This is a genomic window from Citrobacter sp. GW821-FHT02E08, assembly GCF_059421685.1.
The window spans coordinates 248,129-268,722 of sequence record NZ_JBWKVL010000005.1 but is presented as its reverse complement, the minus strand read 5'-3'; the positions used below and the strand labels follow the sequence as shown (position 1 = coordinate 268,722).

21 protein-coding genes and 3 tRNA genes are annotated in these 20,594 nt (G+C 51.1%); 9 read left to right on the top strand and 15 right to left on the bottom strand.

From position 1 onward, the window contains the following. Positions 1–69: 69 nt before the first annotated feature. Together AC07UY_RS09680 and AC07UY_RS09675 are read right to left on the bottom strand one after the other, a co-directional pair. Positions 70–1,065 (bottom strand): C4-dicarboxylate TRAP transporter substrate-binding protein, encoded by a 996-nt coding sequence (locus AC07UY_RS09680; RefSeq protein WP_203359024.1) that lies wholly within the window; start codon positions 1,063–1,065, stop codon positions 70–72. A gap of 219 nt (positions 1,066–1,284) precedes the next feature. Then, entirely contained in the window at positions 1,285–2,205 is a 921-nt protein-coding gene (locus AC07UY_RS09675; protein ID WP_494661491.1) for a GntR family transcriptional regulator, read from the bottom strand. 139 nt (positions 2,206–2,344) lie between these two features. On the opposite strand from AC07UY_RS09675, the gene AC07UY_RS09670 reads away from it, so the two are divergent. Both AC07UY_RS09670 and AC07UY_RS09665 read left to right on the top strand, forming a co-directional pair. Further along, the gene (locus AC07UY_RS09670; RefSeq protein ID WP_494701056.1) at positions 2,345–3,367 is read left to right on the top strand and encodes a zinc-binding alcohol dehydrogenase family protein; all 1,023 of its coding nucleotides are present in this window, start codon (positions 2,345–2,347) and stop codon (positions 3,365–3,367) included. A 13-nt stretch (positions 3,368–3,380) separates the two neighbouring features. Then, complete coding sequence (locus AC07UY_RS09665) at positions 3,381–4,826, top strand: tagaturonate reductase (protein WP_494661493.1); 1,446 nt, start codon at positions 3,381–3,383, stop codon at positions 4,824–4,826. Between the two features lie 104 nt (positions 4,827–4,930). Here the strand turns inward: AC07UY_RS09665 and opgB are convergent, their stop codons facing one another. From opgB to AC07UY_RS09635, 6 genes are all read right to left on the bottom strand, one after another. Next, positions 4,931–7,222 (bottom strand): phosphatidylglycerol--membrane-oligosaccharide glycerophosphotransferase, encoded by a 2,292-nt coding sequence (gene opgB, locus AC07UY_RS09660; protein ID WP_494701057.1) that lies wholly within the window; start codon positions 7,220–7,222, stop codon positions 4,931–4,933. Between the two features lie 267 nt (positions 7,223–7,489). Beyond that, on the bottom strand, positions 7,490–7,981 hold the full coding sequence (locus AC07UY_RS09655) for a YjjA family protein (RefSeq protein WP_203361325.1): 492 nt from the start codon (positions 7,979–7,981) through the stop codon (positions 7,490–7,492). Between the two features lie 58 nt (positions 7,982–8,039). After that, positions 8,040–8,777: a replicative helicase loader DnaC gene (gene dnaC, locus AC07UY_RS09650; protein WP_192610962.1), complete on the bottom strand. Its 738-nt coding sequence runs from the start codon at positions 8,775–8,777 to the stop codon at positions 8,040–8,042. A gap of 2 nt (positions 8,778–8,779) precedes the next feature. Next, entirely contained in the window at positions 8,780–9,319 is a 540-nt protein-coding gene (dnaT, locus tag AC07UY_RS09645) for a primosomal protein DnaT (RefSeq protein WP_203359019.1), read from the bottom strand. 129 nt (positions 9,320–9,448) lie between these two features. After that, positions 9,449–9,922 carry a threonine/serine exporter gene (locus tag AC07UY_RS09640; RefSeq protein WP_494661495.1) on the bottom strand — a complete coding sequence of 158 codons (474 nt, stop codon included), beginning with the start codon at positions 9,920–9,922 and terminating at the stop codon, positions 9,449–9,451. Further along, the gene (locus AC07UY_RS09635) at positions 9,913–10,689 is read right to left on the bottom strand and encodes a threonine/serine exporter family protein (RefSeq protein WP_203359018.1); all 777 of its coding nucleotides are present in this window, start codon (positions 10,687–10,689) and stop codon (positions 9,913–9,915) included. Before AC07UY_RS09635 ends, AC07UY_RS09640 begins: the two co-directional genes overlap by 10 nt. A gap of 614 nt (positions 10,690–11,303) precedes the next feature. Between AC07UY_RS09635 and AC07UY_RS09630 the strand changes: the two genes are divergently transcribed. Together AC07UY_RS09630 and bglJ are read left to right on the top strand one after the other, a co-directional pair. Beyond that, positions 11,304–12,026 (top strand): helix-turn-helix domain-containing protein, encoded by a 723-nt coding sequence (locus AC07UY_RS09630; protein WP_203359017.1) that lies wholly within the window; start codon positions 11,304–11,306, stop codon positions 12,024–12,026. Then, complete coding sequence (gene bglJ / locus AC07UY_RS09625; RefSeq protein WP_203359016.1) at positions 11,987–12,661, top strand: DNA-binding transcriptional activator BglJ; 675 nt, start codon at positions 11,987–11,989, stop codon at positions 12,659–12,661. The genes AC07UY_RS09630 and bglJ overlap by 40 nt, the downstream gene beginning before the upstream one ends. A gap of 53 nt (positions 12,662–12,714) precedes the next feature. Here the strand turns inward: bglJ and AC07UY_RS09620 are convergent, their stop codons facing one another. Next, positions 12,715–13,173, bottom strand: a complete 459-nt coding sequence (locus tag AC07UY_RS09620; protein WP_494661496.1) for a YbaK/EbsC family protein — start codon at positions 13,171–13,173, stop codon at positions 12,715–12,717. 369 nt (positions 13,174–13,542) lie between these two features. On the opposite strand from AC07UY_RS09620, the gene AC07UY_RS09615 reads away from it, so the two are divergent. After that, entirely contained in the window at positions 13,543–14,886 is a 1,344-nt protein-coding gene (locus AC07UY_RS09615; protein WP_494701058.1) for a PTS sugar transporter subunit IIC, read from the top strand. Positions 14,887–14,917: 31 nt separating this feature from the next. Here AC07UY_RS09615 and fhuF read toward each other — a convergent pair whose 3' ends face one another. Together fhuF and AC07UY_RS09605 are read right to left on the bottom strand one after the other, a co-directional pair. Beyond that, on the bottom strand, positions 14,918–15,706 hold the full coding sequence (fhuF, locus tag AC07UY_RS09610) for a siderophore-iron reductase FhuF (RefSeq protein ID WP_494661498.1): 789 nt from the start codon (positions 15,704–15,706) through the stop codon (positions 14,918–14,920). A 113-nt stretch (positions 15,707–15,819) separates the two neighbouring features. Beyond that, positions 15,820–16,884 (bottom strand): GGDEF domain-containing protein, encoded by a 1,065-nt coding sequence (locus tag AC07UY_RS09605; RefSeq protein ID WP_494661499.1) that lies wholly within the window; start codon positions 16,882–16,884, stop codon positions 15,820–15,822. A 217-nt stretch (positions 16,885–17,101) separates the two neighbouring features. Here AC07UY_RS09605 and AC07UY_RS09600 point away from each other — a divergent pair, with 217 nt between their 5' ends. After that, positions 17,102–17,377 (top strand): DUF1435 domain-containing protein, encoded by a 276-nt coding sequence (locus AC07UY_RS09600; protein WP_494661500.1) that lies wholly within the window; start codon positions 17,102–17,104, stop codon positions 17,375–17,377. A 39-nt stretch (positions 17,378–17,416) separates the two neighbouring features. On the opposite strand, the gene AC07UY_RS09595 is transcribed toward AC07UY_RS09600, so the two are convergent. The 4 genes from AC07UY_RS09595 to rsmC all read right to left on the bottom strand — a co-directional run bounded on the left by AC07UY_RS09595 (position 17,417) and on the right by rsmC (position 18,941). Then, a tRNA-Leu gene (locus AC07UY_RS09595) sits at positions 17,417–17,503 on the bottom strand. Positions 17,504–17,534: 31 nt separating this feature from the next. After that, a tRNA-Leu gene (locus AC07UY_RS09590) sits at positions 17,535–17,621 on the bottom strand. A 28-nt stretch (positions 17,622–17,649) separates the two neighbouring features. Then, positions 17,650–17,736, bottom strand: a tRNA-Leu gene (locus tag AC07UY_RS09585). 173 nt (positions 17,737–17,909) lie between these two features. Beyond that, a complete protein-coding gene (gene rsmC, locus AC07UY_RS09580; protein ID WP_494659988.1) occupies positions 17,910–18,941 on the bottom strand; it encodes a 16S rRNA (guanine(1207)-N(2))-methyltransferase RsmC in 1,032 nt (343 codons plus the stop codon). Between the two features lie 103 nt (positions 18,942–19,044). On the opposite strand from rsmC, the gene AC07UY_RS09575 reads away from it, so the two are divergent. Genes AC07UY_RS09575 through yjjG form a run of 3 tightly spaced genes read left to right on the top strand, consistent with a single transcriptional unit; the run spans position 19,045 to position 20,571 of the window. Beyond that, entirely contained in the window at positions 19,045–19,458 is a 414-nt protein-coding gene (locus AC07UY_RS09575) for a DNA polymerase III subunit psi (protein WP_494701059.1), read from the top strand. Further along, on the top strand, positions 19,427–19,873 hold the full coding sequence (gene rimI, locus AC07UY_RS09570) for a ribosomal protein S18-alanine N-acetyltransferase (protein ID WP_203359009.1): 447 nt from the start codon (positions 19,427–19,429) through the stop codon (positions 19,871–19,873). The genes AC07UY_RS09575 and rimI overlap by 32 nt, the downstream gene beginning before the upstream one ends. A 20-nt stretch (positions 19,874–19,893) precedes the next feature. Continuing rightward, positions 19,894–20,571 (top strand): pyrimidine 5'-nucleotidase, encoded by a 678-nt coding sequence (gene yjjG, locus AC07UY_RS09565; RefSeq protein WP_203361323.1) that lies wholly within the window; start codon positions 19,894–19,896, stop codon positions 20,569–20,571. Positions 20,572–20,594: the final 23 nt, after the last annotated feature.

Below are 20,594 nucleotides of genomic sequence, written 5' to 3'. Positions count from 1 at the left end.
ATTCCTATACGGCGATACTTTTTTCAGGGAAAGGGAAACGCGCAGGCAGTGCGCTGCGCGTTTTCTCCGTTACTGTGCGATGATTTCCTGTGTTTTTTCATACAATCCTGGCGTCCATTCCGGGAATTTTGTGTAGAACGGTTTTGACGCTTCGCGGAACAGATTGCGGTCAACTTCCACCACTGTGACGCCTTCTGTCTTCATCTTCTCAATCAGTTCTTGTTCTTCCTTCTGAACGAGCTCAGTCAAGTATTTCCCTGCTTGATCGCCGGAGTTCACCAGTGCGGTCTGAATTTCCGGCGGCAGTTTTTTGTAGGTATTGCTTCCCATCACCAGGTTAGTCACGTTTTCGACATGGCCAGTGAGGATCAGGTATTTAGCCGCTTCATGATGTTTTTGTCCGTACAACACCGGAATTGGGTTTTCCGCGCCATCAATAACTTTCAGATTCAGCGAGGTATAGACTTCGGCGAGAGGGAGTGGCGTCGGGGTTGCGCCCATCGCTTTCATGCCTTCGATTTGAATGCGATTGTTCGGGACGCGAATTTTGAGGCCTTTCAAATCTTCCGGTTTGGTGACCATTTTGGTGGTCAGCATATGGCGCGTACCATACAGCCAGTCTTTAGAGACGATGTGCAGGCCTTTAGCATCCAGTTTGTTTTCCAGATCCTTGTACCAGTCTGACTGGTTGAGTTTAAAAATATCTTTATAGCTATTGCCGACGTAAGGACCAAACATAATGCCGAAATCAGGCACATAGTCAGAGAAGAATGCGCCATCGGCGAGGGTAATCAGTGGACTGCCCAGTTTCATTTGCTCAATGACATCCTTTTTCGAGCCTAATTGTGAACTGGGATAAGCAATGAGCTCGCCTTTACCGCCGGTTTGTTCATTAAATAAGCGCGCCCATTCACGGATCGCCTTATCAAAAGGTTCTCCTGGATTATTTTCATAGGCAACTTTCAACGTATATTCGGCAGCGGCTATCGCAGAATTGCTAAATGAGACAGTAGCGAGTATAGAGCCAACAGCGAATGCTAGTAACGTATTTCTTTTTTTAGACATCAGACTCATTATTACTCTCCGTTTTTTTAGTAGGTACTGAGGATTTTATTATTTTGTCCGGGTTTTCCGGGATGTATTACAGAGTTTCTAAACTATTTATTATTATGCGTATTGATTATCTTAAAATGTTTATCAGAGCCTAAAGTGTCTTATTAATGGATAGTTATTTTTATTAAGGAATTGTGGCTACGGTAATGATTTGCTGTTTTTAATCGGTTTTTAAAATCTCACAGAGTGGCTGCTCGTCGTATTGATGGAGTGGATCATGGTCTGCCGGGCGGTTTGCAGATGCTGACGTAATGCGGCTGTGGCGCTGAGGTCGTTGCGACAGATGAGGGCGCTGAGAATGGTCATATGTTCATTGACGGCGACGATATTCCTTTGTTTGAGATCGCTCTCATCCCATTGATAGTGAAAGTGAAAAATAACAGAGATAATCTCCAGTGATTGATCGAAAAAGACATTTTCGGCGGCGCTGAGAATCAGATTATGAAAGTCCCGGTCCAGCACGGAAAACATGCGATAGTTGTCGCTGATGGTGTCGCGTAATGCGCGGTGACGATCGAGTAAATCTCGCGCTTTCTGCCAGCGGATATCCGTAACCGGCAGATTGAGAAAGTGTTGAAGGGCGTGGGTCTCCAGCATTTCCCGTATTTCGAAAAGCTGTTCGGCATAGCGTTGATCGAACTGTTGCATACGCCACAGACCACGCCGTTCGCTGATAATCAGATTGTAACGCCCGAATTTTAAAAGATATTCCCGCACAACGACCGGGCTGACGCCAGCGGCGCGCGCCAGTTGCAGTTCGGAGAATGTCTCACCAGCGCGTAGCTGCCGTTGGTTAATCATGGTGAAAAAGGCGTGCTCGAAAATACGATTTTGCTCAGCCAGCGAGGCGGTGGTGCAGGCGAAACCGTCGTCATTATTGGGTTTGCGGGCGATCACATAGTCGCTGCCAACCGGCGTCAGTACGCCGCATTCGCTTAAATGGCTCAGCATATGGCGCACCGTAGTACGGCTGATGTTGTACATCTCCGCCAGTGCGCTTTGTGAGGGGAGCGGGGAGGGGATATGGCCGCGAGCCATATCATCGATCATCTGGTTAATGACGTTGTGACGTAAATTTTGCGAGCGGCTCATCGGTCTCTCCTTTTTGCGCGTATTAAAACCCGATTTAAAACATTTTTATGCGTCGGTATTCACAAATTACGTTTCCTGTCCCTTCGATATTTTTATTTTCATCGATATCTGATGCAACGAAAAACAGGAGAGCTGAATCATGTCAACGATGAATACGCTGATTTGCCAGGAACCGAAAAAATTAGTTTGGGAAGAACGTCAAGTTCCTATTCCTGGTGAGGATGAAGCATTAATAAAAATTAAATCCGTAGGGATTTGCGGTACCGATATTCATGCCTGGGGAGGCAATCAACCCTTTTTCAGTTATCCCCGCGTGTTGGGCCATGAAATATGTGGCGAAATTGCCGGGTTAGGTAAAAATATTTCGCATCTGAAAATGGGTCAACAGGTCGCAGTGATTCCCTACGTTGCGTGTCAGCAATGTCCGGCGTGTAACAGCGGGCGTACCAACTGCTGCGAGAAAATTTCGGTGATTGGCGTGCATCAGGATGGCGGCTTTAGCGAGTATTTGTCTGTACCTGCGACTAACCTGCTGGCGGCTGACGGTATTGATCCGCAGGCGGCAGCGCTGATTGAGCCCTACGCCATTAGCGCGCATGCGGTACGCCGGGCGGCGATTGCGCCAGGCGAGCAGGTACTGGTGGTGGGCGCAGGCCCGATAGGGTTGGGGGCCGCGGCCATCGCTAAAGCTGACGGCGCGCAGGTGGTGGTTGCCGATACCAGCCCAGCCCGTCGGGAGCATGTGACCTCTCGCCTGGCACTCCCGGTTATTGACCCGTCTGCCGGCGATTTTGACGCACAGCTACGCGCGCAATTTGGCGGCTCCCTGGCGCAAAAGGTCATTGATGCCACGGGGAATCAGCATGCGATGAATAACAGCGTTAACCTGATTCGCCATGGCGGCAGCATTGTTTTCGTTGGGCTGTTTAAGGGGGATCTGCAGTTTTCCGACCCTGAGTTTCACAAAAAAGAGACCACCATGATGGGCAGTCGTAACGCCACGCCGGAGGATTTCGCCAAAGTAGGGCAGCTGATGGCGGAAGGTAAGCTGACCGCAGACATGATGCTGACGCACCGCTATCCCTTCACCACGCTGGCGGAGATATACGAACATGATGTGGTTAACAACCACGAGCTTATCAAAGGCGTGATTACTTTCTGATAGGGATATAGCAATGAAAACATTGAATCGACAGGATTTTCCTGGCCAAAACTACCCGACGAAAGTGATCCAGTTTGGCGAAGGCAATTTTCTGCGGGCGTTTGTAGACTGGCAGCTGGATGTTCTCAACGAGACGACGGATCTGCAGGCTGGCATCACCATTGTTCGCCCTATTAATACCGATTTTCCGCCGTCGCTAAATACTCAGGATGGCCTGTACACCACGGTGATCCGTGGCCTGAATGAGCAGGGCGAGGCCGTTAGTGACGCGCGTCTGATCCGCTCGGTGAATAACGAGATCAACCCGTATCAGGATTTTGCCGGGTACCTGGCGCTGGCGCATAATCCCGATATCCGCTTTGTGTTTTCTAACACCACTGAGGCAGGGATCGGCTATCACGAAGGTGACAGTATCGATGATGCCCCGCCGGTGAGTTTCCCGGCGAAACTGACACGTCTGTTGCTGGAGCGTTTTAATCACTTCAACGGCGCGCCAGACAAAGGCTGGGTAATGATTCCCTGCGAACTGATCGACTATAACGGCGATGCGCTCAAGGCGTTAATTCAGCGTTATGCGCAGGAGTGGCAGTTGTCTCCGGCGTTTCTCGACTGGCTGGAAACGGCAAACACATTTTGCTCCACGTTGGTGGACAGGATCGTGACCGGCTATCCGCGCGAGGAGGTACCAGCGCTGGAAGCGCAGTTGGGGTATCACGATGCGTTTCTCGACACCGCCGAGCATTTTTATCTGTTTGTGATCCAGGGACCGGCCTGGCTGGCCGAGGCGCTGAAATTGACGGAATGTTCGCTGAATATTCGCATTGTCGCCGACATCAAACCGTATAAAGAGCGTAAAGTCGCCATTCTCAATGGCGCGCATACCGCACTGGTTCCGGTGGCGTGGCTGTGCGGGCTGGATACTGTCGGCGAGGCGATGCAGGATGAGGATGTGTGTTGCTTTGTGGAAAAGGCGATTCATCAGGAGATTATTCCGGTCCTGGATCTGCCCGCCGCTGAACTGCGTGAATTTGCCGATGCGGTGACAGGACGTTTCCAGAATCCGTATATCCGCCATCAGCTACTTTCTATTGCGCTCAACGGTATGACGAAATTCCGCACGCGTATTTTGCCTCAGTTGCTGGCTGGCCAGCAGAACGGTACATATCCGGTGCGGCTGACGTTTGCGCTTGCGGCGTTGATCGCTTTTTACCGCGGCGAACGGGCAGGAGAGGCGTATCCACTCCAGGACGATGAGCAGTGGCTCACACGCTATCAACAGCTGTGGCCGCGCGTGGGTGAAGATCTGACGTTACAGGAACTGGTCGATGCCGTACTCAGTGATAAAGCGCATTGGGGCGAAGATTTAACGTTGTTGCCAGGGCTTACCGCCCAGGTGACTGCCAGCCTGGAAAATATACGGGTACAGGGAATGCGTCAAGCGGTGAAAGCGCTGGATTAAAGTTGCCATGCAGCGCCCGGAGCCGTGTTGGGCGCTGTTTTTTTCACCGATAAAGAGAGGCCCGGTGGCGTGACGCTTATCGGGCCGATACTCTCCATTCGGGGTTATCCTTCGGCATTCACCACTTTGATTTCCACCATACCGATCCCCAGTTTACGTGGCGAGTGCCCCAAAATGTTGCCCTCGTTGGTGGATTGTGGGTCGGGTGGCGCGATCACCAGCGTGCTGGCCGCTTCCGGATTGTCAAAATGCAGTGTGGTCGTGGTGATATCGTTACCCAAGCGCAGGATCTGTTCTTCTTTGCCTACACGTACCGGAATGGGGCGATCGGCGTTCGCGCCGTAGGCTTTGGCGGTGATCACCAGATCGAATTTTTTTGGCAACGGCGTCTTGTACTCAATTTTGACCTCTTCTCCCAGCTGCGCGTTGGACCAGCGCCCCCAGGATTCCGGGCGAGAGATACCGCTGAACTGTTTCACCTCTTCCGGCGCGCCTGCCACGTTAAAGACGAAACTGTCCGCTTTGTAGCGAATATCGTTATCGACGATTTTCAGCGTATCCACGTTGCCTTTATAGCGTTCCATATCGATGATGGTGTTCTTAAACGCCGTCTTGCCCTTCCACTGTGCCTTGTTCACGTGCTGTACGACTTGCTCCCCACCCAACTGGCCCTGCGAAACACACCAGTCGGTGGAGAGCGCCAGTTCCGGCGACCACAGTTGCGCCATTTTGTAGCAGCGATCGACCCAGACAAAGTTGTCGCGTGGGGCAAAATCCGCCAACTGGAAGCGTAGTGGGGCGGAGTATTCGCTTTCCGGCAGCGGTTCCACGCGATTGTCTGAGACCCGCAGCAGCAGCGGCAAACGGAAATGGCTGCCCGAGAAGGCAATCATGTTTTTATCCTGATCGATGGTGAACGCTTTCATCTCTTTGGGGAAATTCCACAAGCGGATGATGTCGGGTTTCCACGCCAGAACTTTCTCTTTAATGTTCAGGAACACCAGCGACATGGATTCACCGGACAAACTGCTGCGCCCGAGTCCAATAAAGTTATCCCCGCCGAGAATATCGAGCACGGTCGCGCCGTTATCCATCGTGTTGCGTTTGACCGCCAGCGTCTCTTGCTGAGGCTGGTCGCCGCGCAGAACGAAAAACAGGTTGCTGCGATCTTGCTTATTCAGGTACTTCCACGCGGTGTTGTTCATCGCCAGATGATCGGAAGAGACGACGATGACGGTGTCTTTAAACCACGGCGACGCTTTGATCTTATTGATAAACTGGGCAATGTTTTCCTGGCTGCAGCTGACGGCGCTAAATGACTGGTTAGGCTTGCCGTCGAAGTCGTAGCGTTTACGGTTGCAGGTGCGCGAGATAAATCCATCCGGGTGATGGGTGTCGACGGTCAGCGTAAACAGAGAAAAACGCTGGCCGGAGCGAGAGAGTTCTTCAAACTTTTTCCATGCCTCGTCGAGTACCGTATCGTCGTAGAAACCCCAGTCATTACGATACGTTGGGTCCGCGACCACGGTTTTTAACTCTTCGGCACCGTAGAGATGATCGAAGCCGTGGGATTTCAGGAACACATCTTTGCCGGCAAAACGCAGGTTCGCCCCCTGAACAAAGTAGTTCTGGTAACCGGAGTTCTTCAGGATATCGCCAAGACAGATATTCTGTGGGAAGAAGCTCGAAACCGATGCCGAGGCGTTGCCTTCAAAGGGGGCAAACAGGGGAATACCGCATTGGGAGGCCACCATCCCGGCAATGGTGTAATCCGTGCCCGGCAATTGCATGGTTTGGCTGAAATCCAGCCCTTCGTTTTTCAGCGCGCCCAGTTCCGAAGCGAGATCCGGGAAGGCATCGTTGTCAAAATAGGTGCGCTCAAGGCTTTCGCCATAGATATAGACCAGATTCAGTTTGGGGTTGGGGATCGTTTTCGACGGCTCTTTGTAATAAGCCGTGAAATCAGGATCGCCATCGCGGGACTGTGATTTCACCAGCTCGGTAATCTGGCGAAACGCCGGGCTGGCGTCTACCGAACCCAGTGCCAGCAGCAGTGCCAGCAGGCTATACCCCATATGATGGGGATGGTGCCGACGGCGGCGAAGAACCCAGCCCAGCGCACCAAAAACCAGCGTCAGCGCGAGGACGATCCCCACGCCCGGAAGAATGTATTTACTGACGCCCGCGCCTGTCAGGCTATTGGTTAACGTGTAGAGCACCGCATCGTTGATGCCGTCGCCGGTAAAGTAGTCGCTGGCATAGAGTGTAATGTTCAGGACAACAAAAAGACCGAGCACCGTCAGAGTGGCTGCAAACCACCAGGTGTTACGACCCGCTTTCCAGGCATAAATCAGCACAGAGGCGAGAAACAGGGCGATGGACAGGAATTCAGACAACTAACGATCCTCAGTTATAGCCTGCTCCTCCCGGCGATCTATCAGGAGGGCTAATCTTTTACGGGGTATACAATGTAATTGCGATGTTACACTGCTGCAATTCTAGTGACATTAAATTACGTTGTTATTCAGAATTGGTTTAGAAAGCGTATATTTTGATCGCCATCACTTCCCGCGATTCCGGCGTGTATCAAGGGGTGAGGGGAGAAAAGAGAGGATTAAGGCCGCGTTTCTTGCCCAGGCGCTAAAACGCGGCGTGTGGAGCGATTAGGAAATGAAACTCATGCCTTGCTTAAGTACCAAATCGCAGGCTTTGGTTTTGACTTGCTCCGCCAGCGGCGTGCTGCCGATGTTGCTCAGATTCAACTGCTGGCCATCTTTGGTGTTCAGCAGACCCTGAATACCGTCCATATAGTTGGTATCCTGTTTTTGCTCGTTTGCGCTCAGGCCCAGTTTATCCAGAACCTGATTTTTGACGTTTTCCGCATCGGTCGCGGACGCGAGTTTTTGTTTGGCGCAATACTGCAAAATCCCCGCCGCGTTGTTCATGTTGCTGGCGCTCAACGCGTCAGTGCTGCCATTTAACAGACTGGTGAGGGATGAGAGCGACGTGCTGCTTTGTCCTGAGGTGGTGCTTTTGGTGAGTTCGTTGGCCGCGCTGGAGAGCGAATCCTGCCAGGATGATGCGAAAATGCTGGTGGAGATGAGTGCGCTGGCGGCGATCGCGCAGCGCAGAATGCGTTTTGTTGTTTTCATAATGGTAACTCGTATGTGCCTTTTCAGCGAAAGTATAGCGCTGCTCGTATTAAGAATGGTCTTAATACTCTTTTCCGGTCACACGGCTACGATAGCTATCCCAGTTGAAATTTACCCACAAACTGTTGCCCAAACGCATACGATCCATCACACGCTCGCCGAGCAATTTGCTCATCTCTTCCATATTGCTGTTGGTCAGCATGCCGGTAGGGCGTTTTGAGGATGAGCGACGATCGACGATCTGATTGATGATCACTTTTTCGTAGCGAGATTCGGTTTGTACGCCAATTTCGTCGATCACCAGCAGATCGACATTGCTCAGGTCGTTGAGCAGCTGTTCTTCACTGGTTTCACGATTCGTGAAGGTCTCTTTCATCGCTGACATAATATCGGCGACGGTAATGATCAGGACTGATTTTCCCCGCAGCAGCAGCTCGTTGCAGATCGCCGCCGCAAGGTGGTTTTTTCCGGTGCCGGGCTTACCCGAGAAGATAAAACTGGCGATGTTGCCATCGAACTCTTCTACATACTGTCGGGCTTTGCTGAGCGCATTCATTTGACCGTCGCACTCGACCCGGTAGTTCTCGAAAGAGCAGTTTTGATGTAACGGGCGGATCCCGGAACGGTTGAATGTACGCTGCATTTTCATCGCCCGGTTTTCACGGGCCAGCGCGGCAGCGCGAATTTCGCCCTGCTCTTTCTGCCATGCCAGCAGCTCTTCGCCTGTTTTAAACGCAGGCACTACATTCGCCGGCATCATTTTTTGCAGACGTTTCATCAGATCGCCAACGTTTTTCATCGTTACCCTCTAAATCCCGGTGGAATGTGGTTGTCAGGTTCGCTAATGCTATTCACATCACGTTTGGGCATCCCGCCATTGCTGGACCGGCCAATCTGGAGACTGCGCGCCAGCTTTTGCTGCCACTGAACATGGTGAAAGACCTTGCCTTCCGCCTGCCAGTAAGCCACAAATGACGCCAGCTCTTCCGCTGTCGCCGGCTCTCGTAACGCGATGCCCCATAATGCCGCCTGACGCTGGAAGTCGGCGTCCGGCTGCCAGGCAGGATACATCGCAAATTTCCCCATCGGGACCGCAACGGGCGCGGCCTGCGGTTCTTCGTAAAACTGCGCGTCCAGCGTGATGTCGCTTCCCGGGCGCGACAGTTTTTCTTCCAGCGCCAGCAATTCTGCCAGACGGGCAGGCGTGACGGCATAAAATGCGGGCACGTTATTGGCAAATACCGCGACCGCGCCGCCAGCCGATTTCGCCAGCACGGCGTTGTGATCGTGGACTAATGCGTCAATACCGATGACGTCCGGGGTTAAAATTCTGCAAGACATAATGTTTCTCAATACGGAACAACAACCGAGAAGGGAGACTGTTTTTATAGTAACACACCGATGACCAGAAGCGGCAGGGAGGCGGGGTCACCGCCTCTTATTCACAAAGTGATGCCAGAGGAGGGCGAATCAAACGCGTGGGCGTTTGCGGTACAACCAAAGCCCCGGCACGGAAAGCCCAATGGAGAGCGCGCCGACAATAGAAGATGCTTTCAGGAAATTGGTCAGCAAGGTGATCATCAGAGGATCGCTGTAACCAAAATGGCCGATCTTAACGGCGGAAATCATTGCTGTGTAGGCGGAGATCCCCGGGAACATAGGGATGACTGCCGCGACGGTGAAGACCTTCGGGTGCGCCAGATACCAGCGCGACCACTGGATACCGATGCTGCCGACCAACAGCGACGCCATAAAGGTCGACCATTCAATGTTAAACCCGGCGGTCATCATCACCATCCGTGAGCCGTGGCCCAGCGCACCCAGCAGGGCGCACCAGGGCAGCGCACGGTGTGGAACGTTAAAGACCATCGCAAACCCGACGGCAGGGATTGCCGACAAAATCATGTCCTGCATAAGGGCAAGAACGAACTCAATTACACCCATCCGCGAAGCCCCCATAAGGTTAAAGCCATCACGACGCCCACACAGGTCGCCAGCGTCAACAGGCTGGCGATTGCCCAGCGCGCCAGCCCGGTATTAATGTGACCTTTAAACATATCCGCGACAGAGTTGATTAACGGAAATCCCGGTACCAGCAGCAGCACGCTGGCCGCCATCGCGATGGTCGGGGTTTGGCTGAACGTATCCAGACGCAGTAACAGACCGGAGATGGTTGTGGCAACAAAGGCGGTTATACAAAAGTTGATTTGCGGGTGGAGATGTCGGTGCGCCAGAAACTGACGGATATACATGGCCACCATACTGGCGAAAAAGGTGATCACGGCGCCGTCCCATCCGCCCTTATTCAGTTTGCAGAAACAGGCGCAGGAAAGTCCGACCATGAGAGCCACCAGCCATCGCGGATAACGCAGCGGTCTGATTTGGCTAAAACGCTTCTCGACTCCCCGGCAGTCCAGGAGTTTGTGTTCGGCCAGAATCACAATGTGTTGAACTTCCGTGACAACGTGCATATTAATGCCACGATCCTGATTCTTCCGCGTCGACGTCAGACAGTGGCCGTCTTTAATGGTGGTGAGAACGATGGCGTTAGAAGAGATGGCGCTTTCTACGCTGTCCATCCCTAGCGCCAGACCCAGACGCGTGGAGAGTTCATCAACCAGTGCGCTTTCTGCCCCGTGCTGCAATAAAAAAAGCCCGCATTGAATACATAACCGTGTAACCGTTCGTTGTAACAACTGCTCTGTTTGCATGACTCGCCCTGATTGAAAAGACGGGTAAAAATGACAAAGTCTTCTTTGTAACACGAAGTATGAGTCCGTTGGCTCTGGCCCGGATCAATCTTTGTGTTGAAAAAAACGTCAGGGCGATGGGTTTGAACATTTGAACCGTGTCGCCCTCCGTTTTGCGATTAGACTCATCATTGCAGTGCATTGATCAGGTTGTGTCAATGAGGAGGGGTAACGTGAAGTACACCGACGATATTCCGCACCCGCCTGTTGCTAGCATTATGATTATATGGGGATTACTGATGTGGCAGATTTCCTCTTTATTCATAAGGGAAGATAAGTAGATGTTGCCAAATACATATTGTTAATTTATTAAACGAAATTAATTCACCTTAAAATATTCGACAATTAAATTTGGTTAATTTAATTGTCCGGGAATTGTTTTTATAAAACACTATGTGATAATGTTCAGAGGATCTTATACTATGTGGGTTCTGGTATGGTCGCAGTCACAATGTATAAAAATAAAATAACGGAATAATTCACATTGTTAATTAATTTTAATTTCATCTCGCTATTTATATGTTTGGTTTATTAATAGGGGTGAAAATAAGAAAGGATGTGAATATGGAGGGAATATGTTGCCAGGACGCTACAAAAATGGAATTGTTATCAGTAAAATACCCGTTATCCAGGCCGGACTAAGAGGCGTCTTTCTGGGTCACTTTCCCGATCATGAGTTAACATTCTGCCGTTCAGTAGAAGAGCTCACGTTGATGCAACTGCGCCGCTCTGAACTGGTGTTGGTTGATTTAACGGGGGAGTGCAATCAACCTCGTGTTGTTTGTGAACAGTTTTATACGCTATTAACGCAATATCGTGATATTCATTGGATTTTTCTCGTTTCCCGCACTTACTATCCTTCGGCCGTTGAGCTATTGATGGGACCTGCAACGACGTTGCTCTCTGATGAGGATCCGGTCGAAAGCGTGATTAATGCCATTCGTTCAGGCAATTATAGCGCTGAGCGAATCAGTAAAGCGCTGATGTTTCCGACACTGCAAGAGATGACGGAATATGGTGGGCAGTCGATGGTTCTTACGCTATCGGAGCGTAAAGTATTACGGCTTCTCGGAAAAGGCTGGGGAATTAATCAAATAGCGACGTTGTTGAAGAAGAGTAATAAAACTATCAGTGCTCAGAAAAACAGTGCCATGCGTCGTTTGTCCATACACAGTAATGCTGAAATGTATGCATGGATTAACAGTTCTCAAGGAGCAAGAGAACTGAACTTACCTTCAGTATATGGAGATACCACGGAATGGAAAAAAGAATCATCAAGAGAAATGTCGCACTGGTAGAAAAGTGCGCAATGAGCAGTATTGGTATTAAGAGTTTATTTAATTCAGATCCTGAATGTCTCTATCAGCTTCATCTCTTTTCTAATCAGTCTGAATTTAAAGCGGCGATGGTTAATACACCTTTTTCTGCGGTTATCTTCTCACTTTCGGCAATACGAGAAGATCGTCGGGTTGGGTTGGCGTGCCTGACGGAACTGGCGATCGATTTCCCGCGTATGCGCAGACTGGTCATTGCCGACGACGATGATGAAGCCCGTCTTATTGGCTCTCTGTCACCCTCGCAACTGGATGGCGTATTAAGTAAGTCATCGCCGCTGAGTAGTTTACAAGAACAGTTATCTTTAGCGCTGAATGGCGCACGTCGGGTGACGGAAAGCAGCAGCAATCTTTGGTTTACCAGTCAGAGCCGTATGATTAGTCCTACTGAGCGTGAAATTTTACGGTTTATGTCGCACGGCTATTCGATGGTTCAAATAGCCGTGCAGCTTGAACGTAATATCAAAACGATCCGGGCACATAAATTTAATGTGATGTCCAAGCTGGGCGTGAGTTCTGATGCCGGGTTGCTGGATGCGGCGGATATCTTGCTGTCTCTGCGCGCCCTTGACCCCCGTTCTGCGCTGCACACGGCATAGCGCTGTGTACCTGAAATGGCGAACGAGGCGCATCCTTCAGACTTGACGGCGGATCACTGGCAGACATCAATCCAGGTCGCTGAAGTCAACTCGGCCATCCTTTCAGGTGCGATTCTTATTGCACTATTCGTTGCGCCAGCAGCAGGCAATACCTCTGTGTAATGCCTGAGGGAGACATCGCAATAGACTGGCAGAGGCGTTTCCAGACCAAAAGGACAGACGCCGCCAGGCGGATGACCTGTTGCACTCACCACCTCATCAAAACTGAGCATACGCGCTTTCGCCCCAAATGTTTCTTTGAGCTTCTTGTTGTCCAGGCGGACATCACCTTTGGCGACAACCAAAATAATGTTGTCTTTCACCTTTAGGGAAAGCGTTTTTGCAATTTGTCCCGGCTCCACATTATGGGCTCTTGCAGCCAGTTCAACCGTTGCTGTGCTCTGATCTAATTCGATAATTTCAATATCGGGGGCATATTCGGCCAGAAATTGCCGTACAGATTGCAGACTCATTCATTCCTCCTGACGCGGTGTAAGCAGCCCCTGTTCTTTGGAAAACTGCGTGGCGTAATTTGTCATAAGGAAAGTACCGCTGTAAATATTTTAAAGTAACAATCCAGTAACATGCACAAATATTAGATCCTCTTCACAATCGCAGAAACCGGTTACAGTAACCGGTTGCGGTACGGGTGGGAGAGATTAATACTAAAATTGTCACTTCCTCTGTATCACATAATAAGAGCCACCTATGAAACTTAATTCTCTACGCTGTATCACGGGTCTTTATTCCGGCACGGTTGCGAAAAGTGGTAATGGATTCTTACGTGGCGGTGTTGCTGCTGCCTGCATATCTACGTTGTTTTGACGGACTGGAGAGCGGATATGTCTACCAACCATGCTGTGTTTAATGTGATTTTTCGGTTTGTTGAAAACTATGTTAGCCCCGTTGCCGGGCGTATATCCTCACAGCGCCACGTGATGGCGATCCGCGATGGGTTTATCTCGGCAATGCCGTTTATGATTGTCGGATCGTTCCTGCTGGTATTTGCCTATCCTCCTTTTTCTCCGGATACCTCCTGGGGGTTTGCCCGTGCGTGGCTGGATATGGCAAAGCAATTTGAAGGTCAGATACTCACGCCGTTTGATATGACGATGGGGATCATGTCCATCTACATTTGCGCGGCCATCGCATACAACCTGGGGAAACACTACGTTAAGTCGCATCAGTTAGATCCTTTTATGTGCGCGATGCTCTCGATCATGGCGTTTTTACTGATTGCTGCTCCAAAAACGAAAGGCTCCCTGCCGGTTGACAGCCTCGGAGGCACCGGTATTTTTACCGCGATCCTGGTGGCGATTTACTGCGTCGAAATGATGCGTTTTCTGAAAGCGCACAATATCGGTATTCGCTTGCCGGATCAGGTTCCCCCGATGATCAAAAACTCTTTTGATCTGCTGATTCCGGTGTTAGTGGTTGTCCTCACGCTGTACCCTCTGAGCCTGTTGATCCAGGCGCAGTTCGATATGCTGATCCCACAGGCCATCATGGCGATCTTTAAGCCACTGGTCTCAGCGGCTGACTCCCTGCCTGCAATTTTGCTCGCGGTATTGATTGGCCATCTGTTGTGGTTTGCGGGGATACATGGCGCCGCGATTGTCTCCGGAATGCTGCAAATGTTCTGGCTGACCAATCTTGGGATGAACCAGACCGCGTTGGCGCAGGGCGCACCGCTGCCGCACATCTTCATGGAAGCGTTCTGGACGTTCTTTATTGTTGTGGGCGGGTCCGGTGCGACAATGGGGCTGGTGATTTGCTATCTGCGTAGCCGTTCTGTGCACCTGCGATCCATTGGTCGTTTGAGTGTGGTTCCCAGCATTTTCAACATTAACGAGCCTGTCATTTTCGGTACGCCGATTGTGATGAACCCGGTCTTTTTTATTCCGTTCCTGCTCGCGCCGATGGTTAACGCGATACTGGCCTGGGCGGCAATGAAACTCGACTTGATTGGACGCGTGATTTCCGTTGTTCCGTGGACCGCACCAGCGCCGGTAGGGGCTGCCTGGGCATTAGGCTGGGATTATCGTGCGGCAGTGCTGGTGGTGGTGTTGGCGTTAGTGTCCGCTATTATTTATTTCCCGTTCTTCAAAGTATACGAGAAACAGTTGCTGGCGCAGGAAGCTGAAGAAGCTCAGCGTACGGAAGAGGAAAGTCAGCAGGTTGCATAAGGCGAAAAAGCAAGGGGCGATGGCTCCTTGCTTATTTTAACGTACAGTCACCACACTGCTGAACATCAGGAAGGCGATAGCGCTGGCAGCAGGTTCTGCGCACCAAAAGCCCTTCGCGTGGAACGACAGTTCGCCACAGGGGGTTATCTTCACCGCCAGATAGCTTTTTCTCGAAAAAGCAGGTCTGGCGCAGTGTCGCCAACAGCTCTTCTCCCAGTAACGGTTTCATTTCTGTCAGATACCAGTGGATCAAATACCCGGTGTTGCTCCAGATGAGTTTGCTATTAATCTCTCCGGTAGCTTCCAGCGCCTGAACGATGGGCATTAACGCCCGGAGGATCAGCGTTTCCAGGCGTTGCTGGGGAGAGTGCAACGTCGCCTGGTGATCCTGGTGCACGTCAATCCAGAAACAGGCTGCCCGTCCCGTTTCATGAAACTCAACGCTGACATATTCAGGAGAAACATCAATGGCTTTTTCCTGAGTGAGCAGGGCAAGCATCAGCGGGGGAACCATCAGTCCGATATACCATTGCGCCCACAGTGAAATCAGCGGTTTATTTTCGCGCGGTTGTGTGGGTTGATTGCGATAGATGTGATCGGAATATATCGCCAGCAAAGAGCTTAACGCGCTGGGAGTAGACCACTGGGCCAGCGTCATGACGCCTTGCGGGGCGGGTTCATCAAGACGAATAAATTCCAGTAGATGCTCGCGGGTTTGCGCGATCGTTTCACGCACAGTATCGGCAAGCGTTGGCTCCCCCGACGGGAGATGAGCTTGCCAGATGACATCTTCAATAATGGGAGCAGAGCGATAGGCCATAGCGCTATATCTGGATAGTAATCTAAATGATAATGATTACGAATCCTAGCGATAGAGCGAAACGATGGCAAGTGCTTTGTCGCTATCCTCTGCGGCGTAGCACGATTAAACCATCAGGGGAGGGGGAGCTCATCGAAAACCAGCGTATTATTTCGCCCCTGGTTTTTTGCTTCATACAGCGCTTTATCGGCTCGGGAGATCGCGCCATCAATGTCCTGATCGACCAATGGCGCAATGCCGATGCTGATGGTGACATTTGTCGCGGTACTCTCATTAAACATATGCGGGATCTCGAGATCGTAGACTTTTTGGCGAATCTGTTCGGCGGTGACTCGCGCCTGTAGTTGATCCGCTGCAGTCAGCAGAACCATGAATTCTTCGCCACCAAAACGGGTGACAATATCCCGTGAACGGACGGCATCACGAATAGCCGCAGAGACGCGAATCAGCGCCTGATCGCCCATCATATGCCCGTAATGATCGTTGTAGGCTTTGAAGTGGTCGATATCGAGAAGTAAGACGTAGTGCCCGCGGGTGTCCAGGGCTAGCAGGGTATCCAGCTTATTTTGCAGACCGCGACGATTGTACAAACCGGTCAACGGATCCAGCATGCTCAGACCGTTCAGTGTCTCCCTCTCTTCCAGCAATTTGTACATCAGCTGTTGGGCAAAGCGGTCATAGCGCTTTTGGATCACATTCTGAATGGCAATACCTGCCATCGGCAAGGCCATTAAATAGAGGATCCGTATTCCGTGCTCATGGCCATTAAGCCATAAGCAGACAAACACCGAAGGTAACGAGTGAAGCGTAAACGCGATGATGTTGTTAGCAAAAGCAATGGAGCCAATAAATAACACGCTCAGCAGGGAAATCATTAAAAAAGAGTCATCACTATGACCTAACATCCTGTATTTCATTGCAATATGACTCGCCCACAGTATGCCAAATATCAGGGATACGACGGGAAGACTGATTTTTTTATCGGCGTATTTTCCATGCCAGACCAATAACAGCGTGCTTGCGGCAACGATAAAAATCGCAGGGGCGGGAAGTGTGCTGACCTCAAAAAGAGGAAATGCTAATGCAAACAGTGCCGATGCAGCGTTAAGAAACAGAAACAGGCGGAGTGAAAATTGATATTTCTTGGTGCGCAGTGATCGCCAGGATTGTGCTGTCATATCTGAATATCGTTATTAATCTGCAGGATACGTTGAGTGGGTTGCTAAAGTGAAAAATAACGTGCGAGGAAGAAACTCACATAGGTATACGTTTTATGGTGTTCGTTAGTTAACCAGCGAGCAATTTATCACCTTGCCAAATTTATGTCATCTATCGTTTAGTAAAACTCATGGATGCGACGAATGCGGCATGCTGACAGATGAGAAAATATATCATATGATATTGATTATCATTATTGGTGTCAGAGGTAAAACCATGTTGCAACGTGCGCTGGGCAGTGGATGGGGGATATTGTTGCCGGGAATGATTATTACCGGGCTGGCGTTTACCGATCTGTCTCTCGCAGCATGGAAAGCGATGATTGTGTCAGGATTACTACTGACTTCATTGATGTTATATCACAAGCAGTTACGACACTTTGTGTTGCTGCCATCATGTGTTGCGCTGGTGAGCGGTATTATGCTGGTGGTGATCAACGGGAATCAGGGATAAAACACAGAAGGAAGAAAACAGCGTGGGAAATAAGATAATTGGTGCGAGGGGGGGGACTTGAACCCCCACGTCCGTAAGGACACTAACACCTGAAGCTAGCGCGTCTACCAATTCCGCCACCTTCGCACAGTTATCTTACTTTTTGATATCGCCTCGTTGGTGCGAGGGGGGGGACTTGAACCCCCACGTCCGTAAGAACACTAACACCTGAAGCTAGCGCGTCTACCAATTCCGCCACCTTCGCCCAGTGCGAGCAATATCAACGTGGATTATGGTGCGAGGGGGGGGACTTGAACCCCCACGTCCGTAAGGACACTAACACCTGAAGCTAGCGCGTCTACCAATTCCGCCACCTTCGCATACCATCGATTCTTAAAAAAAGAATCACTACCACGGAGGCGCATTCTAGTGGTTTTCAGCTGTTCGTCAATAGTTAATTACGTGGGACGAATTGATTGCTGTAAAAATGGCCTGGCCTGTGGCGACCGGATGACAGATGCAAGCATCAGGTCCGGTCTTCACATTTAGTAAATCAGGCCTTCTTCGCCTGACGGGTCATCACCGTGCGGTATACCTTAAAGCGGCCGGTTTGTGCGATGACTTCGTGGAAGCCAAACGTCTCATCCAGCACTTTTGGATACGGCAGGAAGGCATTGGCGACAATCCGCAACTCTCCGCCGCTGTTCAAATGGCGAACGGCGCCGCGAATTAACGTTTGTGCAGCGTCAAGACTGGTCTGTACACCATCATGGAAAGGCGGGTTGGAGATGATCATGTCAAAACGACCCGTCACTTCCGAGAACACATTGCTGGCAAATACGTCACCTTCAATGCCGTTCGCTGCAAGCGTTGCACGGCTGGCTTCAACCGCAGGCGCGGAAACATCACACAGGGTCAGACGCACTTTCGGAGAGTGGCTTGCTAATGCGACAGACAGCACGCCTGCGCCACAGCCAACATCCAGAACTTTGCCTTTGGTGTGTGGCGTCAACGTTGAGAGCAAAAGCTGGCTGCCGACATCCAGACCGTCACGGCTAAACACGCCAGGCAGGGTTTTAATGGTAAGCCCTTCGCAAGTATATTCACCCCAGAATGCATCGGCATTAAAGACCGGCTGTTTTTCCAGACGACCGTGATACAGGCCGCAGCGGCGCGCGCTATCGACTTTATTCAATGGCGCGTATTCGGCCAGCATCTGCTCTGCGCTGCGCACACCGCTACGGTTTTCACCCACCACAAAAATGTCCGTGCCGACAGGCAGCAGTGACAATATGTTCATCAGCTGAAACTGCGCTTCCGGTTTGTTCTTCGGCCAGTAGTAGATGAATGTGTCGCAGTCGGCGACATCGCTGGCTTCCGCCACCAGGCTAAAACGCGCGTTGTCACCCATCTGGCGGCTCAACACCTGCCAGTGGTGAAACTGTTGAGTATGCACGCGGCTGGCGGCACTTTCGAAGCGGGCAGGCAGGTCATCCTGCAAATCTCCGGCAAACAGAATACGGCTTTGTTCGAAATCATCACTGTGACGTAGCAAGACTTCACTTGCCGGGGTAAAAGCAGACATGAAAAATTCCTCTATTGTTCCAGGCGGCGATTATAGTTGTTTGTTGGCGCAGTTTCGACGAATTTGCTATATTTGCGCCCCTGACAGACAGGAGCGTTTCGCTATGACATCCCGACGAGACTGGCAGTTACAGCAACTGGGCATTACGCAGTGGTCGCTGCGCCGCCCTGGCGCGCTGCAGGGCGAGATCGCGATTTCAATTCCTGCACACGTTCGTCTGGTCATGGTTGCCGCGGACTTACCGGCGCTGAACGACCCGCTGATGAGTGATATTTTACGCGCGTTGACCCTTAGCCCAGACCAGGTACTGCAACTGACGCCTGACCGCGTCACGATGCTACCGCAGGGGAGTCGCTGCAACAGCTGGCGACTGGGGACTGAAGAACCGCTGTTACTGGAAGGCGCACAGGTCTCAACTCCTGCGTTTAATGAAATTCGGGCAAACCCAACGGCACGCGCCGCACTATGGCAACAAATCTGCGCATATGAACACGATTTCTACCCTCAATCCGACTGATCTCCCTGCAGCCTTTCAGATTGAAAAACGCGCCCATGCGTTTCCGTGGAGCGAACACACTTTTGCCAGCAATCAGGGCGAGCGCTACCTCAACTATCAATTGACGGTAGACGGGAGGCTGGCGGCTTTTGCCATTACGCAAGTCGTACTGGATGAAGCGACGCTGTTTAATATTGCCGTCGACCCGGATTTTCAACGTCGGGGATTGGGGCGGGCGCTGCTGGATCATCTCATTGATGAACTGGAAAAACGCGGCATTCTGACGCTGTGGCTGGAAGTCCGCGCCTCTAACGTTGCCGCCATCGCGCTGTATGAAAGCTTAGGCTTTAACGAGGCAACGATCCGCCGCAACTATTATCCGACGGCGGACGGGCGTGAGGACGCCGTCATAATGGCACTTCCTATAAGTATGTAAAAAAGAGGCAAGGTGTAATGATGAAGTGGGACTGGATTTTCTTTGATGCCGATGAAACGCTGTTTACGTTCGATTCCTTCACCGGCTTACAGCGGATGTTTCTCGACTATAGCGTGACCTTTACCGCTGAAGATTTTCAGGACTACCAGGCCGTCAATAAACCTCTGTGGGTGGATTATCAAAACGGTGCGATTACCTCATTACAGTTGCAACACGCGCGTTTCCTGGACTGGGCTGAACGTTTGAATGTGCCGTCGGGCCAGCTTAATGACGCATTTATTAATGCGATGGCGGAAATTTGTTCGCCGTTACCGGGGGCTGTCTCGCTGCTCAACGCCATTCGCGGTAAAACGAAAATTGGCATTATTACCAATGGATTTACCGCGTTGCAGCAAATTCGCCTTGAGCGTACCGGACTGCGCGACTATTTTGATCTGTTGGTCATCTCTGAACAGGTTGGCGTGGCGAAACCGGACCCGCGTATTTTTGATTATGCGCTGGAGCAGGCGGGCAATCCTGACCGTTCTCGCGTGCTGATGGTAGGCGATACCGCAGAGTCCGATATTCTGGGTGGTATCAATTCCGGGCTATCCACCTGCTGGTTGAACGCACATCATCGTGACCAGCCTGCGGGGATTGAACCGACCTGGACGGTGACGTCATTAAGCGAACTGGAGCAGCTCCTGTGTAAACACTGATTGCCTCCCCCCTGTTGATGGGT